At 33.7% G+C, this 15,248-nt stretch carries 10 protein-coding genes; 8 read left to right on the top strand and 2 right to left on the bottom strand.

The window, feature by feature from the left end; translation table 11 throughout:
* Nucleotides 1-343: 343 nt before the first annotated feature.
* Nucleotides 344-505, top strand: coding sequence for a hypothetical protein (locus H7355_RS10740; protein ID WP_186647350.1), 162 nt, complete (start codon nt 344-346; stop codon nt 503-505).
* A gap of 93 nt (nt 506-598) precedes the next feature.
* Here the strand turns inward: H7355_RS10740 and H7355_RS10735 are convergent, their stop codons facing one another.
* Together H7355_RS10735 and H7355_RS10730 are read right to left on the bottom strand one after the other, a co-directional pair.
* Nucleotides 599-4,216, bottom strand: coding sequence for an FAD-binding and (Fe-S)-binding domain-containing protein (locus tag H7355_RS10735; protein WP_186647348.1), 3,618 nt, complete (start codon nt 4,214-4,216; stop codon nt 599-601).
* Nucleotides 4,217-4,226: 10 nt separating this feature from the next.
* On the bottom strand, nt 4,227-5,498 hold the full coding sequence (locus H7355_RS10730; protein WP_186647346.1) for a TIGR04552 family protein: 1,272 nt from the start codon (nt 5,496-5,498) through the stop codon (nt 4,227-4,229).
* Nucleotides 5,499-5,609: 111 nt separating this feature from the next.
* Here H7355_RS10730 and H7355_RS10725 point away from each other — a divergent pair, with 111 nt between their 5' ends.
* The 7 genes from H7355_RS10725 (at nt 5,610) to H7355_RS10695 (ending at nt 15,237) form a co-directional block, all read left to right on the top strand.
* Nucleotides 5,610-6,203 (top strand): hypothetical protein, encoded by a 594-nt coding sequence (locus H7355_RS10725; RefSeq protein WP_222435696.1) that lies wholly within the window; start codon nt 5,610-5,612, stop codon nt 6,201-6,203.
* 110 nt (nt 6,204-6,313) lie between these two features.
* Nucleotides 6,314-7,174: a M23 family metallopeptidase gene (locus H7355_RS10720; RefSeq protein ID WP_186647342.1), complete on the top strand. Its 861-nt coding sequence runs from the start codon at nt 6,314-6,316 to the stop codon at nt 7,172-7,174.
* 118 nt (nt 7,175-7,292) lie between these two features.
* Nucleotides 7,293-9,014: an ABC transporter substrate-binding protein gene (locus tag H7355_RS10715; protein ID WP_186647340.1), complete on the top strand. Its 1,722-nt coding sequence runs from the start codon at nt 7,293-7,295 to the stop codon at nt 9,012-9,014.
* Between the two features lie 50 nt (nt 9,015-9,064).
* Nucleotides 9,065-10,093, top strand: a complete 1,029-nt coding sequence (locus H7355_RS10710; protein WP_186647338.1) for an ABC transporter permease subunit — start codon at nt 9,065-9,067, stop codon at nt 10,091-10,093.
* A gap of 14 nt (nt 10,094-10,107) precedes the next feature.
* Complete coding sequence (locus tag H7355_RS10705) at nt 10,108-11,160, top strand: ABC transporter permease subunit (RefSeq protein WP_186647336.1); 1,053 nt, start codon at nt 10,108-10,110, stop codon at nt 11,158-11,160.
* A gap of 108 nt (nt 11,161-11,268) precedes the next feature.
* A complete protein-coding gene (locus tag H7355_RS10700; protein WP_186647334.1) occupies nt 11,269-13,215 on the top strand; it encodes a methyl-accepting chemotaxis protein in 1,947 nt (648 codons plus the stop codon).
* The gene (locus H7355_RS10695; RefSeq protein ID WP_186647332.1) at nt 13,216-15,237 is read left to right on the top strand and encodes a methyl-accepting chemotaxis protein; all 2,022 of its coding nucleotides are present in this window, start codon (nt 13,216-13,218) and stop codon (nt 15,235-15,237) included.
* The last annotated feature ends 11 nt before the right edge of the window (nt 15,238-15,248 follow it).

The following is a 15,248-nucleotide window of genomic DNA, read 5'->3' as shown; positions in this document are numbered from 1 at the left end:
TGGTATTAAAAATTGACAATACCAAATAATCATAATAATGTCTATTTTAGGACTTAAAATACTTTCAACGTTGTTTGCCAATTGAATGGCCTGGAATCTTCTATGTGTTTTTAAAAAAAGCGCATGACGGTGCAAGATAATCTAAAGTGATAAAAATTTGATTTCAATATTCCTTTTGAAAGAGGTCTTACTAAATTTAGTCATAGTTCGTTGAAGCTATTATTAAAATTGAGTTTTATCAAGCTTGAGCAATGTATAAATGTTAGGTGATTAAAAAATTTGTTTTTTGGAGTTTTAAAAGAAAAAAGAAAAATTTGCAATTATGAAAAGAGAAGTCTTAGATATGATCAAGTGCTTAAATAGTTCAGATTTAAGAATGAATGATCTTAATTTATATTGTGAACTTGGAGCAAAAGCATCGCTTTTTATGGAACTGTTGAATGGAGAATCGGACACTGAGAAAGATAATGAAAATTTAGAGTTTGAAGATTTCGGTGATATTTGATGTTCGAATAATGTGAATTTCTTATTTATCATTGAAAGATCAAAAATGAAAACTTTCAATTCATTTCATTAAAGATCCAAATTCTGCAAAAAATTATGAAGCAACTTTTTTGCAGTCTTTTAAAATCTGTTCAAATATGCCAGAGACTTCGAATTCTGCAATGGAATCCTTTTTAGCAGCAAGGATATCTCGTTGCATTTTTACTCCATCACGGCAGCTGGGGCAACCTGTGACTACGGCGCTGGGGGGCTCTTCGCGAATCTGTTCGAAGAGTTTTTCTGATATTTTTGTCCCTATTTTGGGATGCTTTAAGCGTCCAGTACCTGATAAACCACAACAGCGATCATAGGCTGCTACACCCGTGTAATACATTTTTAACAATTCAATTTGTGCTTCGGTTGCTGACTTTGTGTTGTGGCAAGGAACTTTTAAACCAACTGTTTTTGTTACTTTATTGAGGGCTAAAGTGTTTTCTTCTGCAGGGATATTTTCAGCCTTTGTTTTTTTAATTAAATTCATAGCAATTTCAGCTGTGTCTTGAATTGTAAAATCAAGTGAAAGCATGTCGAAATCTTCGGGTAATTTTGCCCGTATGCGCACTTGTTCACGAATATCTTCATTTTTCAACAGAGCGCGCATTTCTTTAATGGCTTCACAACAGGTGGGGCAATTGGAAAACACAATGAATTGGGGAATTTCTTTTAATGCGTCTTTGCATTCTTGCATGAGTCGATGAATGCATTTAGCTATCTCTATAAGACTTAAAATTTGACTTTGTTTTGCTCTTTCATGCAAACCATCTGCTTCAAATGGAAAACCGCAGCACATTTTCTTTTCAAGATCTACAATACGTGCATGCAAAACATTTTTAAAATACTCATCGACACTCGTTGTTGCTTCTGGTTTGCCAAACGTATCCATGCAACCACGGTAACGGATATAAACTGTTTCGTTCGCAAATTTTTCATGGCCAATAAAGTTATCTGTGCCTATGTCATTGGCAATAATGACAAAATTATCTCTCGATTCAATTTTGCTACCTTCATTTGCGGCTTCATAATGGGCAAAAGCAAGGGTAGGAGGCACTGTATAAGATTTTAACCAGTCGGGAACAAAAGAAAGTTTCCGCATAAAATAAAGAAAGGGAGCGCCAAGAAGTATAAAGAATGCAACCAGACGATAGGTAACAGATTTAAAGAAATCTTCACCCATAAGTCTTTCATATATAAAGCCCCAAAGTTTGGAACCCATTGACGGAAGTTTGCCCATTTTATGATAAGCGCGCATGAGAGGATGTATTTCAATATCGACAGGGCAGGCTTTATCACATTTTCTGCAATAAAAACATTTTGAGAGCAGGGCAGCGCTTTCTTTCATCATCTGCGCCGTTACTTTAAATATTTTGTCCACTGCATTTTTATCTTGAGTTTGTTCTGATGCTCTTCGCATGTGGGCAATCTTTTCCATAAACATGAGAATATTTCGTTTACTTGGTAAAACAGAAGTTTTACTTTTACGCTTTTTTTCTCGTTCAAGTTCATGTTCTGCATCAACTACAGGACAAACTTTACAACTATTGCAACGCGTGCAGCGTTGGCCTTCTGCAACAGCATAATTTTCAGAAGCGAGTAGTAAAAAATCAGGATCATTTAAGAGAGCTAAATTTTTTGTTTCCGCTTTTTTTGTTTTTACTAAAGATTCTTGAATAAATTTTGCGCTTGTATTTAACAAACGTGCGCGAAGTGCTCTTGCATGGCTTGTGCGTAGAAAGAGTGTATCTGGATTAAAGAGATCTTTTTTGTCAAGAATGTCTTTTACAGAACACATTCTTTTGAAATCATTTTCTGGGATATAATTGAGCCATAGAAATGGAGCTTTGCCAGCAACCCCGTGTTCACCTGTGAAACGAGCACTGCCATTTTTATCTTCAGAGGGAGCTAAACTCTGTGCTTTGCCGATGACGTTTTCTAAATAGTCCCACGCAATGTCAGCTTGTTCTTCATCATAGAGATCAAACCCACCAATATTCCAGTGTATAATAGCCGTATGGTTAGGTGTGAGGTGACCAAATAAGACATCTTGTTTTTGCTCTGCTCGTTCACGTGGATTGGTTCCCGCGACAATTTTTAAAACTTCACCCAAATATTCTGTGCGAATTTCCATATCTGTTTTGCATTTTGTGCGCAATTTTTTTGGGAGTTCTTCACGTGGTTTACGAAGTATTTCAAATTGTTCAATGCCTTCACTTTGTAAGAGAACGTTTGTTTTTTCCATTTTAATTAAAACATCTGTTACTTTATATTGTGAATTTAACATAGCTTCATGCGCAACTTTTTCATTAAGCATATGACGTAATGCGCAGTCTTCTTTTGATTTTCCTTCAACAGCTAAAATAATAACGGCTTCATCATTTTGTGAAAAAACAGTGGGGAAATCTTGAATAAGAAAACGACGGATACTTTGTCCAGAAATAAATTCAAAATATTCTGGTTGTTCGTGTTTCGGTAATTTTTTTATGGCGCGGGTAGCGCACATTGCAGCATCAACATTGTTAAAGTGCCAGCGTGAAGCTTGTAACCATTCGAGTGGTTTTTCGACTTCAAAAGTCACTTCATAGATAAAACCTGTGCTTCCTTCTGCACCCACAAATGCTGAAATGGGTAAAGTAGGTGCATCGTGCATGCTGTCCGTGTTTTCGTGGCCTTTTTCTCTTAGTTCTGCTTGTTGGGCAAGCATATTGGCATTGGCTTTCATTCCTTGCAGTGGAATAATCACTCCTGTAGAATTTACAGTCCTGCAAGCTTTTAATCTTTTCTTTTTTATTTCATTGTATTTTTCTTCGAATTCTTTTGTATTTTCAATGCTAAAGAATTTCCGTGCAAGTAAAAATGGTTCGCTATTTATGCAATCTGTTTCGTATTTATCTGCTTCAAAACAAAGAGCTGTTCCGTCAGCTGTAACAGCTCTGCCGTGTAATATGACTTCAAAAGCTTTGCGTCCGCCGTTGCTCCCTGTTGCTGCTATTCCTCCGGTTGCTGCCCTTGGTGTGTTGGGATCGCAACGCAAAACAAAGCCACGTTTTGCAAGGTAGGCAACGAGATCTTTAAATGGAACACCTGCTCCTACAGAAATTTCATATTTACCTTCACTTCTGCGACTTGTTCTAATTTCAGAAATGTGATCGATTCCACGTAGACTTATAGTAACGGCTGGTGCCATTGGAGTCACACCCATATTATATCCGCCGCCTTCGCCGTAGGGGATCATGGGTATCTCGTGCTTATAAAATAACGTAACAATTTTTTGTAATGCTTCAACTGAATAAATATGAATAACGGCTTCAGTCATGAGAGCACGGTGTTCCATACTGTCCGCAGAAAAGGCTTCACGATCAAGCCAAAGAGCAGAGAAATTCCCTGTTCCGACAATGTCGATAATTCTATTTTGTAAGGTTTTTAATTTATTTCTTAATTCAAAAGTTTTTTCAACTCTTTTATGAATAAAATCGACTAAATCTGAATTTAACTCTTGCTTCATGAGCGGTAATATTGAATGTGAATATTCATTCCGAGTGATGAGGCTCGGTAAAAAAGTATGTTTGCCTGAAGTGTCTACTCCAAGTTTTGCATAAAGTTTTTGCGCGGCATCGCTAGGCATAGGAGGCATGAGACCAGCTAAATCAAGCCAGTTATCAAGTTCCTGATTATTCATTTTATCTCCTTTAAAAATCTTGTGAAGCGAGCTTTTCTTTTTTAAATGTTAAAAGATTTCCTAAAACTCTTTCTCTGACGGATTTGTGTTGTTGTGATTTATATTGCTCATGGGATGCTGGGCCAAATTTGGCCATTTCATAGCTTTCTTGATCCATCATTTGTATTTCGATGGGAAAGTAGTGAGCAAAATATTGTGGAATAACGGATTCCATCCAAGGTTCTTGGCGTTGAACACCTGTGTATCTGCGCAATTGATTTGTCATGGATTCAAGTACAAGAAAAGCGGGGTTTGGAGTGCGCACAAGATGTCTGACGGTAAACTGCAATGAGCGATAATGTTGGCTGGTAAAAGTGTTGGTTCTTTTTAAGACTTCTTCATTTGTTTGATTTGACCAAATTATATTTTCGCACATTTGATTAAATTCTTCATCAGTTAAAGTACCACAAGATTTTAGTTCCTTTAAAAATGAAAATATTTTTTTTGGATGTTTGACATTTAACAGTGAATTTCTTGTTCGCAATGCAACAACCTGATGAGGGATAATAATATCAGTTTCGATAAGATGTTTTAGAAGTAAAGGTATTTCACTTGATTTCTCTACGACAAAGCGGACTCCTAAATAATCAAAAACATCATCAACTATACTATCAGGCTTGTGTAAAAGTTTTAATACAATACTGGTCCTAGTTTTTGCTTCTTTCCATTCAACTTTATTAAGATTAATAGAAAAATTGTTATGATTAAATTCTATTTCATCGATTTTATTGAGGTGAATATGATTGCGAATGCGTTTAAATATCTGTTCGCGTGCGTCATCAATTATATGCAGCCTTCCGCTGAATTGCAAATTTGATATAGCATACATTACTTTTAATATTGAACAACTCCATAATCTTAAATATCGTTTGCGTGGATGATTGGCACTTGCAAATAAAAGCAAATGACAGGGATTTTTAAGATAGAGGAGACTTGATGGAACTGTTAAACTTGTTCGTTCTTCATCAGTAAGTAAGATATGTCTTATGAAATAAAGTGCTTCACCATAAAATTGTTCAAATTGTTTTATGTGTATTTGATTAGAAAGATCGAAACCGCAATTTTTTAAAAAAATTCTAGCCTGTTTTTCACACGAGATATTTAAGTTTCTCTGCGAATAAGAGTTTTTTACGCCAAGAATCACATCAAATTCTTGCCATGGAATATTCCACGCAGTCGTATTTGAGTTATGTGTGCTACCTTCGAGCTCTCTTTTTACATGTTTATGATGGCTTTCTTTCAAGGACACTCCCCCATTACCGACAAAATTCAGACAATTTTCACTTTTCGTCTGAAATGACTATTCTATATTTGGCAGTAATTTACAGAAAAGGAAAGGAGGACAGCATTGAGAATGCATAAAAATATTTTTGACTCAAATGCATCAAATCGAATATTCATTTGTGTAGCCTTCCTTTTTATTCTGCTGCTTCCTCTTCCCGCTCTTTCTGCCGAGGATAAAGCAAAGGATCCGATGGCAGGTGGTGCTCAAGGAGGGGTTCCAGTCATAAAGCCTTTGCCGAGACATAAACTTATGCCTCCTGTGAGTTATGGAAAAGAGCCTTCTGTTGAGGGTGAGAAATCATTAGATTTTTCTACGATGCGTTTTTGGTATGTCGTGGTTATTGCTTCGTGGAATCCGCGATCCGAAGAAATTTCTACGATAATAAATAAAAATTTTAGACTGCTAAGCGCAAGAAAAGTTGGGGTTATAGGTCTTTTTTCTCAAGATACAGAAGAATCTGTGGCAAAATGGCGAAAAAAAATAATGCCACAATTTATGAATGATTTTGCTTCCCGAAATTTTTTAGATGCGATGAAAAATCCGCGCGTGCCGACGCTTTGGCTTGTTGGATCTGAAGGAGAAATTATACAATTTTTAGAAATGCCTACAAAAGAAGAAATGATGAAAAGTATAAATAAGGTCATGATTTTGACGGATTTTTGATTTATTTCAAACAAGGACGATATTATACATAGAGGCGACTAACTTGTCAGGAGGGCTCAATTCATATACTCTAAAAGATGTATTTTTTTTGACCCCAACGGAGAGAATTGATGCTCAAACTGAATAAATTTAAACAGAAGCTATCTTTTGCTCTCGTCATTCCCTTTACGCTGAGTCTAACTGGTTGTATTAATCATAGTAATAATTCAAATCAAAATTTAGTCTTAAAAGGTTCCGCTGCAGAGATGCAAGAAAAGGTTATTATAGACCCTAATTTCTTAGCTCGACAAAAAACAGCAGAAAAAAGTTTTTTTGGTTTTCCAGGTGTAAATACAAATCCAACGGACGATGAATTGGCGATTGACGAAGATGAAGGTGCTGGTGAAATTATAGAAAATGATTCTATAGACATGCAAAAACAACTTGCACGAAACGAGCCAAATTACGGTAAATTTGGAGGCTTTGGCTTCCCACTTTTATGGCCTGTCAATGGAACATTTACAAGTCCATTTGGTATTCGCCGTCTTATGAAACGCACCCGTCCGCATCATGGGATTGATATTGGAGCTCCAGTAGGAACACAAATCCGTGCTGCTGCAGATGGACAAGTGCTATTTTCTGGAGCAAAGAGGGGTTATGGCTATTCAGTAATTATTGGGCATGATTCTTCTCACGAAACCCTTTATGCACATATGAAAACAATTGCTGTGCGGGCAGGGCAATTTGTCAGACGTGATCAAATTATTGGCTATGTTGGAAAAACAGGTCGGGTAACCGGTGCCAATTTGCATTTTGAAACGCGAATTGCAGGGGTTGCTAAAAATCCACTTCTTTATTTACCTACTCCACCAAGCGGCAAAATGCGTGCTGGTATGCGTACTCCGAGTTACAACGAGCAAGTTGCATATTATGCTAAATTAGCACAAATCGCCTATATTTCAGATCAAGCCGAAAAAAGAAAAGTAAAATAAAATCACATCTTAACTATTTTCTTTTTAATAAAACCATATAGAATAAAAAAACGGATCAATAAACACATTATAATTGCTAATTTACTCTTTATCGTTTCTATTTTAGAGGGGAATTTTAATGGAAATTAAAAAATTAGTATTTGTGAGTTTGCTATTATTTAATGGATTTAGTCTAAATTCTTTTGCGGCGGATGAGAAAACACAGGATATTAAATATATTCGTAAAACAAGCTTTTATGATAAAATGCTTGATACTAAAAAAGGAGGTTCTCTCCATTTTCCTTTAGGCAATGATCCGAAAGTGATGAATCCTTTATTGAGCGCAGACACGGAGTCGAGTTCAATAGAGCAATTTTTATGGATGAGCCCTTTTTTTTTAGATCCAGAAACGCTTGATTATATCCCAGCTCTTGCAAAAAGTTATACAATTTCTGCAGATAAAAAAAACTATACATTTATTTTATATGAAAAGGCAAAATGGCAAGATGGTAGTCCAGTGACCGCAGAGGATTATAAATTTACTTTTGATACAATGATGAATCCAAAAATACATGCAGCCGCTTTGAGAAGTTATTATGAAGGAATTACTTTAAAAATAGATAATAAATTTCAAATTACTTTTACAGTTGCAGAACCCAAATTCGATACATTTGATTTTCTATCAAGATATGTGCCAATTCAAAAAAAACAATTTGAAAGTTCTAAAGACTTTAATAAAGATAAAGGAATTATGAATCCAATCAGCAATGGCCCATATATTATGGATAAATATAAGCGAGGTCAAAGTATTACATTTATTAGAAATAAAAACTGGTGGGGGTATGAACTTTCACAGTTTAAAAACAGATATAATGTAGATGAAATTATTCTAGATATTATTCCTGAGCCAAATTTATCGTACGAAAAATTTGTGAAAGGTGATATCGATCATATTTCATTTACAGCAGAGCAATGGAACACAAAAGTAATAGGAATTGATAAAGAAAAGTATGGAAGTTCGCCTAAAGAAAAAAATATTTGGGCTTTGAAAACACAAAATAAATCGGCTAAACCCTATACTTATATAGGGTGGAATTTTAAAAACCCTCTTTTTCAAGATGTAAAAACAAGAAAAGCTCTTTCATATTTAGTTGATTATAAGAAAATAATTGAAAAAGTTTATTATAACTTATTTACTCAATGTGTTTCTCCATTTGGTACATTTACACTCAATACTGCACCAGAGTTAAGGCAGAAAAATAAAATGATAACTTATGATCGTGCAAAAGCCATAAAACTACTCAAAGAAAGTGGTTGGAAAAATGATGGCTCACAAACACTTGTTAAAGAGATAAATGGTAAAAAAGTTCCATTTGAATTTACTCTTGAAACAAATACTGGTAATCCAGCACGAATGAAAATTGCTGAAATTATAAAAGAAGATTTTAAATCTGCTGGTATAAAAGTTAACATTAAAACAGCTGAGTGGAATTCTTTTCTTGATGATGTAGATAGCAGACGTTTTGATGCAGTTATTTTAGGTTGGACAGGAACTATTTTTCCAAATCCAAAACAAATTTGGCACTCCAGTTCAGAAAAAAATCAAGGATCAAATTTTATAAGCTATAATAATCCAAAAATTGATGATCTAATTCACAGTGCAAATTCAGAATTCGATCCTAAAAAGAGAAACTCTATAATGCAAGAAATAAATAGAATAATTTATGATGATCAGCCTTATACTTTTATTGCAGAAATGAATTATATTTTAGAAGGTTTGAGTTCAAAAATAAGTTCTGAAAGATGGGTAGCAAGCTATGAAAGCGCAGCAGCAAATGATTTATTTTATCTTGTAAAATAAAAAATATTTTTTCACATAATTATTTTTTCTTATAAGAAAAAGGTAATAAAATGAGAAATTACTTCATTCGTCGATTTTTAGCGATAATTCCTATGTTTTTTCTCATGACAGCAACGTATTTTTGTATTCAAAATTATCTCCCAGGAGGTCCAGTTCAGGAAGCAATTGCCCGCTTAAAAGGGATGGGTGGGGAAGGTGGAGCTTCAAGAACTTTAAATGCTGAAGATCTACAAAAATTAACCCATGAACTTGAAGTTGAATATGGATTAGATAAACCAGCAATCACTCGTTATTTTATTTGGCTAAAAAATATTTTCACTTTAAATTTTGGTGACTCCATTACGACACGATCACCAGCAATTGATCAGATTATTGAAAGATTACCTATTTCACTGTCCTTTGGCATTCCTGGATTTTTCTTAACATATTTAATTGCTATTCCACTCGGTGTCATGATGGCTTTGCGAGATGGTTCTCGTTTTGATGCTATTTCTTCATTTTTATTATTTGTTACTTATAGCATTCCATCTATTGTCTTTGCTGTTATTTTCTTATTAATTTTTTGTACAGACAGAGTTCTGCCAGGTGGCGCTTGGTTTCCATTGGGTGGATTTCGTTCTGATAATTATGAGAGTTTAAGTGGTATTGGAAAATTAATTGATTTAGGTCGACACTTATTTTTACCTGTTTTGGCATCGATCATTGGTAATTTTACAGTGTACGCACTTCTGCAAAAAAATAGTATGCTTGAAGTAATAAGAGCAGATTATATTAGAACGGCAAGAGCAAAGGGATTATCAGAAAATGCCGTGATTTTTAAGCATGCTTTACGCAATGCACTTTTACCACTTATGGTAGGATTTGGTGCTCTATTAGGAACTTTTTTAGGTGGCTCAATTATAATTGAACCCATTTTTGGTCTCCCTGGGATCGGAGTTTTGAGCTTACAATCATTAGCGGCACGTGATTTTAATGTGATTATGGCTATCGTCGTTTTACAGTCACTCGCCATATTGCTGGGTCAGATATTAAATGATGTTGTATATGTTATTGTGGATCCTAGGATTGAATATAAATAAATAGAGGCATGGATATGTCACCGCTGACAAAAAGAAGATGGAAAGTTTTTTTAAAGCAAAAGAGAGCAAAATGGGGTCTCTTCATTTTTTTTACTTTATTTATTTTTTCAATGTCTGCAAATATTTGGTCAAGCAGTAAACCTCTTTTTTTATATAGAGAAATAAGCCATGATATTGAAGGAAAAAAGTTAAATATTTCGTCTAAGAAATTTTACTTTCCAATTTTTTATAATTATAGTCCAGAAGAATTTTCTATCGCAGATTCTTTTATTGTTAATTATAAAAACATGCTAGAAAGTGATAAAAATAGAAATATTAAATCTTTTGCTATTTTTCCTGTGAATCAATGGGATCCTGAAGAACAAACCGAACAGGTTTTGTCAGCGCCCTCAAAAAAACATTGGCTTGGCACAGATAATCTTGGTAGGGATATATTTTCCCGCCTTCTTTTTGGCACACGTATTTCTCTATGCTTTGCACTTATTCTTTGGATTAGTTCTTATTCGATTGGAACGATTTTAGGTGCAATGCAAGGATATTTTTTGGGCTATTTTGATTTTCTGCTCGAGCGTTTGAAAGAACTTGCGGCTATTATTCCTATGCTTACTATGATTATCTTGGTTTCAGCTATTACCAAAAATCAATCTTTTTGGATGATACTGTCCTTAGTTTTGGTTTTTGGTTGGATGGGGATTGCGAGTCAAATCCGTGCAAATGTTTTAACATTAAGACGACGAGAGTTTTGTGAAGCAAGTCTTGCATTAGGTGGAACTCATTCAAGAATTTTATTAAAACACATATTTCCAAATATTTTAACAATTATTGTTACCTTAAGTCCATTTGCCATTGAACTCGGAATTTCATTGTTAGCTGCCTTGGATTATTTGGGATTTGGTTTGCCACCACCTACCCCTAGTATTGGGGAATTAATGGCACAGGGGCGTGATAATATTCAAAATGCACCTTGGATTCTACTTTCACCTATAGTCGTTATTTTACTTCTTCTTATTTCAATCAGTTTGATTGGGCAATCTTTGCGCGAAGCTTTTGATCCAAAACTTTCTTAGATTTTATTTTTAAATAAATAATCCGATATCATTTTAATTATAGAAGATTTTTTTATTTCTGAAAGTAGGACTCTAAAGATGTTTTATTTATTCACAAAAATATGGAGAATGTTATCTTTTAGGGCAAAGATATTATTTCCAAGTATAGTAGCTTATATTACTCTTGCCCTTTTTTCTCTTTTTTTAATTTATAAAGATAAAGAAGTTCAAAAAGAACGTGCTTTTGATAGTTATTCCGTAGCTGTCGATTCAATTAATAATATTGTTGGTGGGAGATATATTGGAAGGTATACAACAATTCAAGCAATTGCTCTCGATTCAACTCTACAACAAATAAATAATCCTACACAAATATCAAATTTACTTGAAAAATATAGAAAATCGACACAAAGTGAATTGATTCTTTATGTTGATAGAAATGGAAAATATATTGCATCGAGTACAGAATTAAGTGATGGAACGAAGGCAAATATAAATTTAATTCGGGGAATAAATTTTTCAAATAGAGATTGGTTTAAAAATGTAGTGAAAGGAAATTTTACAGAAGATATTACGAACGGGTTAATAGGAACTTATTCAAATGATTTTCAAATTGATCCTTTAGCCTCAGAATTATATGGCAAAGACAAAGTGACCTTAGCATTTACTGCGGCTGTAAAAGATCGATTTGGAAATTTAATAGGAATTGTCACTACAAGAACGAGTGCAAAATGGTTAGAAAATGAATTAAAAGGCACATTTCGTTCACTTGAGAAAAGTGGAGCGCATTTTCCAGAAATTATTCTTGTTAATTCAAAAGGAATCATAATTGTAGATTATAATATTAAAACTTTTGATAAAGATAATAATTACAACAGAAATATGGATGTTATTTTAAAGCAAAATCTATTATCAGAAAAATTTGAACCAGTGAAGCATATATTAGAAGGAAAATCTGGAGATGGTGAATATTATTTTGAAAGAAATAAAACTAAAATGCTGGTTTCTTATTCCCCTTTAAACTCCAATCGTTTTCTTAGAAGTTTAAACTGGGGAATAATAACAATGGATCCCGCTGACGATGTTTTTATGAAAATCAATAATATTGCTTTGATTTCATATATTATTATTAGTGTATTACTTCTGTTCTCTATTATAATTGTCTTAAAATTTACTGCTTCCTTAACAAAGAATTTTAATTATCTAACAGATAAATTAAGAAAATCATCAGTACAAAGTGAAGAAACAAGTCAAAACCTAAAAAAATCTTTTACTCTTGTAGCAGAAACTGTGCAAAATCAAACAAAATCGATAAACGATACCAATCAAATCATGAGAGCATTGACAGGAATGATTTCTCAGACAACAGATAATGCGAACGAATGTAGCAATATTTCAAATGTGGTAAAAAGTGAAATTTCGGAAGGCAATATGATTATGGAAAAACTTGCCAAAGCCGTTGCAGAAATTCGCGAGACTAATAATGAGCTTATGCAAATATCTGAAATGATCGATCAAATCAGCACAAAAACAAATGTGATCAATGAAATTGTTTCCAAAACAGAATTGCTTTCATTAAATGCATCAATTGAAGCAGCACGGGCTGGGGAACAAGGAAAAGGATTTGCAGTTGTTGCAGAAGAAGTTGGGCAATTGGCTAAAACAAGTGGAAAAACGGCAAGTGAAATACGAACACTCATTGAATCCGGAAAAAAACAAGTGAACGAAATTATTTCAGCAACTAAAAATCGCCTTGAAGTCGGACAGACTGCGAGTGATGTCGCTCAGAAAATATTTCATGAGATTTCTCATGAAATAAATGAGCTGCAAAGCAGAACGGAAAATATAAAAGAAGCTACAAAAGAACAGAAAATAGGAATTTCACAAGTAGCAACAGCAATGTCTCAGATTGATAAATCAACAGAAAAAAATACATTTGAAACGCAAAAAGCAGTGCATGCTTCTGAGCAAGTTCATCAGCAAAGTGATGAACTCTTCCAAATTATGACGGCTATCCGAGTCCTTGTTTACGGTGCAAAATTAAGAATTCTTAATGCTGAAGTGAAAGGAAAATAAATGTCTATTTTTTCATTTTTTTCTTTTAAAAAATTTAACTCACTTAAACTTCAGTCACGGATAATTCTTGTCTGCTTAGGATTATTATCAATAATTGCTGCGTTTACCCTCGCATTAAATTTTATCAGTTGGTACCAAGCAAAAAAAGATCTAGTAGAAAAACAAATTGTTCTTCAATCGTCAACTTCACAGCTGATTGCTGGACGATTTGCCAGTCGTTACAATGAAGTCAAATCATTTGCAACAAATCCTATTTATGAAACTATGAATGAAAATTTGATATCACATGTACTTGATCATTATAGAAACTTTCAAGATATTTATGATCTTATTTTATTCGTAGACAAAAGAGGTCGTTACGTTGCTACAAATAATTTAGGAATGTCAGGCGCAATAATAAATCAAGATGTTTTAAAAGAAAAAACTTATGAAAATGAGGAATGGTTTAAGAATGTCATGGAAGGGAAAACTTCCGATGATTCTGAACGGAATTTCTCTGGGACTTATGTTGAAGATATTCAAATTGATATTATATCATCTATCGCTTATGGCGTTAGAAAACTTGGCAATAGCTTTAGCACAGCAGTTAGAAATTCCCGTGGTGAAATTATTGGAGTACTTTCAGTAAGAGCTAATTTAGTTTGGATGGAAGCTGAAATACAATCTGCCTTTGTATCTATTCGCAAAGAAGGTGTTGCTGAAATGGCTATATTAGTCATAAATAATAAAGGGCAAATTGTTGTAAACTACGATCCACACAGTAGAGGGGGTTCAAAAGAAATTGTTAGAGATTTTAAGGAAATTTTAAATGTTAATTTAGCTAATTTTGAATATGAACCCGCTAAAAAATTGATTGAAAAAAAAGAGGGTATGGGAGTTTACAGCAATCCATTAAATGAGAGAAAAAAAGATATTGCAGTCTACTCTCTTTTAAAGTCTAAACAAATATTACCAACATTGGGCTGGGGTGTAATTACAAGGATTCAAGAAGAAGAAGCATACAAATCAGTAAACGAATCATTTTTAAATACTATATTAATTATAACTTTTATCTTCTTAGTGTCATTTATTTCATTATTTTTAATTGCATATTCTATTGGAAAAAAGTTTATTTATGTTTCAGAAACATTGGGAGAATCGGCGGCTCAATCTGAAAAAACAAGTCTTGAATTGGATAATTCTTGTAATGAAGTGAAAAAAATGACTCTTGAACAGTCAAATTCTGTCAGTCAAACTGCAGCCGCTATGGCAGAAATCACATCAATGATTACAAGGACAAGTGAACTTATAAATGAAAGTAAAATTATATCTGATAAAGCCAATGAAAAATCAGCTGAAGGAACAGTCTTAATGGATAAAATGGCAGAAGCAATATCTGCAATTAAGTCAACAAATTCTGAGCTTGAAAAAATGGAAGAAGTTATATCTATAATTATTAATAAAGCATCAACAATCAATGATATCGTAGCTAAAACAGAGCTCCTCTCGTTAAATGCTTCAATAGAATCAGCTCGTGCGGGAGCGTATGGCAAAGGTTTTGATGTTGTTTCAGAAGAGGTTGATAGTCTTGCAAAGGTCAGCGGGAATGCAGCAAAGGATATTTCAGTTTTATTAAATGATAGTCATATAAAAGTAAGCCAAATTATAAAAATAACTCATGAGCGAGTCAATGAAGGTTTACAAGTGAGTCAGCGAGCCGTAGAGTCATTTCAAAGAATTTCGCATGGAATTACTGAAATTCGCGATCGAACAAATGGAATATTTGATGGAACAAACGATCAAAAAGTAACAGTGCAATCATCAGCTTTATCAATGGATATTATGAGTAATTCTGTTCATAAAAATAGTAAGGAAGCAGAAGAAACATCAAAAATTGCAAATGAAATGAGAAAGCAAAGTAAAGATCTTTTTAATGTTTCTTTTGAAATTCAAAGTTTGATTTTAGGTGAGGGACATAGTCAAATGAATATTGCGCAAATGAAGAATAAAGAGATTTTAAGAATAATTGGTAAACTAAATTAAAAATAAAAATT

It is taken from the genome of Fluviispira vulneris (assembly GCF_014281055.1).
GTDB classification, from domain to species: domain Bacteria; phylum Bdellovibrionota_B; class Oligoflexia; order Silvanigrellales; family Silvanigrellaceae; genus Silvanigrella; species Silvanigrella vulneris.
The sequence above is the reverse complement of the archived record's forward strand: the minus strand, read 5'-3'. Positions and strand labels throughout refer to the sequence as shown.

What these genes read in the sequence shown, in the direction of transcription:
- H7355_RS10740 (WP_186647350.1), top strand. Translation starts at nt 344, where the DNA reads ATGATCAAGTGCTTAAATAGTTCAGATTTAAGAATGAATGATCTTAAT.
- H7355_RS10735 (WP_186647348.1), bottom strand. Translation starts at nt 4,216, where the DNA reads ATGAATAATCAGGAACTTGATAACTGGCTTGATTTAGCTGGTCTCATG.
- H7355_RS10725 (WP_222435696.1), top strand. Translation starts at nt 5,610, where the DNA reads ATGCATAAAAATATTTTTGACTCAAATGCATCAAATCGAATATTCATT.
- H7355_RS10720 (WP_186647342.1), top strand. Translation starts at nt 6,314, where the DNA reads ATGCTCAAACTGAATAAATTTAAACAGAAGCTATCTTTTGCTCTCGTC.
- H7355_RS10715 (WP_186647340.1), top strand. Translation starts at nt 7,293, where the DNA reads ATGGAAATTAAAAAATTAGTATTTGTGAGTTTGCTATTATTTAATGGA.
- H7355_RS10710 (WP_186647338.1), top strand. Translation starts at nt 9,065, where the DNA reads ATGAGAAATTACTTCATTCGTCGATTTTTAGCGATAATTCCTATGTTT.
- H7355_RS10705 (WP_186647336.1), top strand. Translation starts at nt 10,108, where the DNA reads ATGTCACCGCTGACAAAAAGAAGATGGAAAGTTTTTTTAAAGCAAAAG.
- H7355_RS10700 (WP_186647334.1), top strand. Translation starts at nt 11,269, where the DNA reads ATGTTATCTTTTAGGGCAAAGATATTATTTCCAAGTATAGTAGCTTAT.
- H7355_RS10695 (WP_186647332.1), top strand. Translation starts at nt 13,216, where the DNA reads ATGTCTATTTTTTCATTTTTTTCTTTTAAAAAATTTAACTCACTTAAA.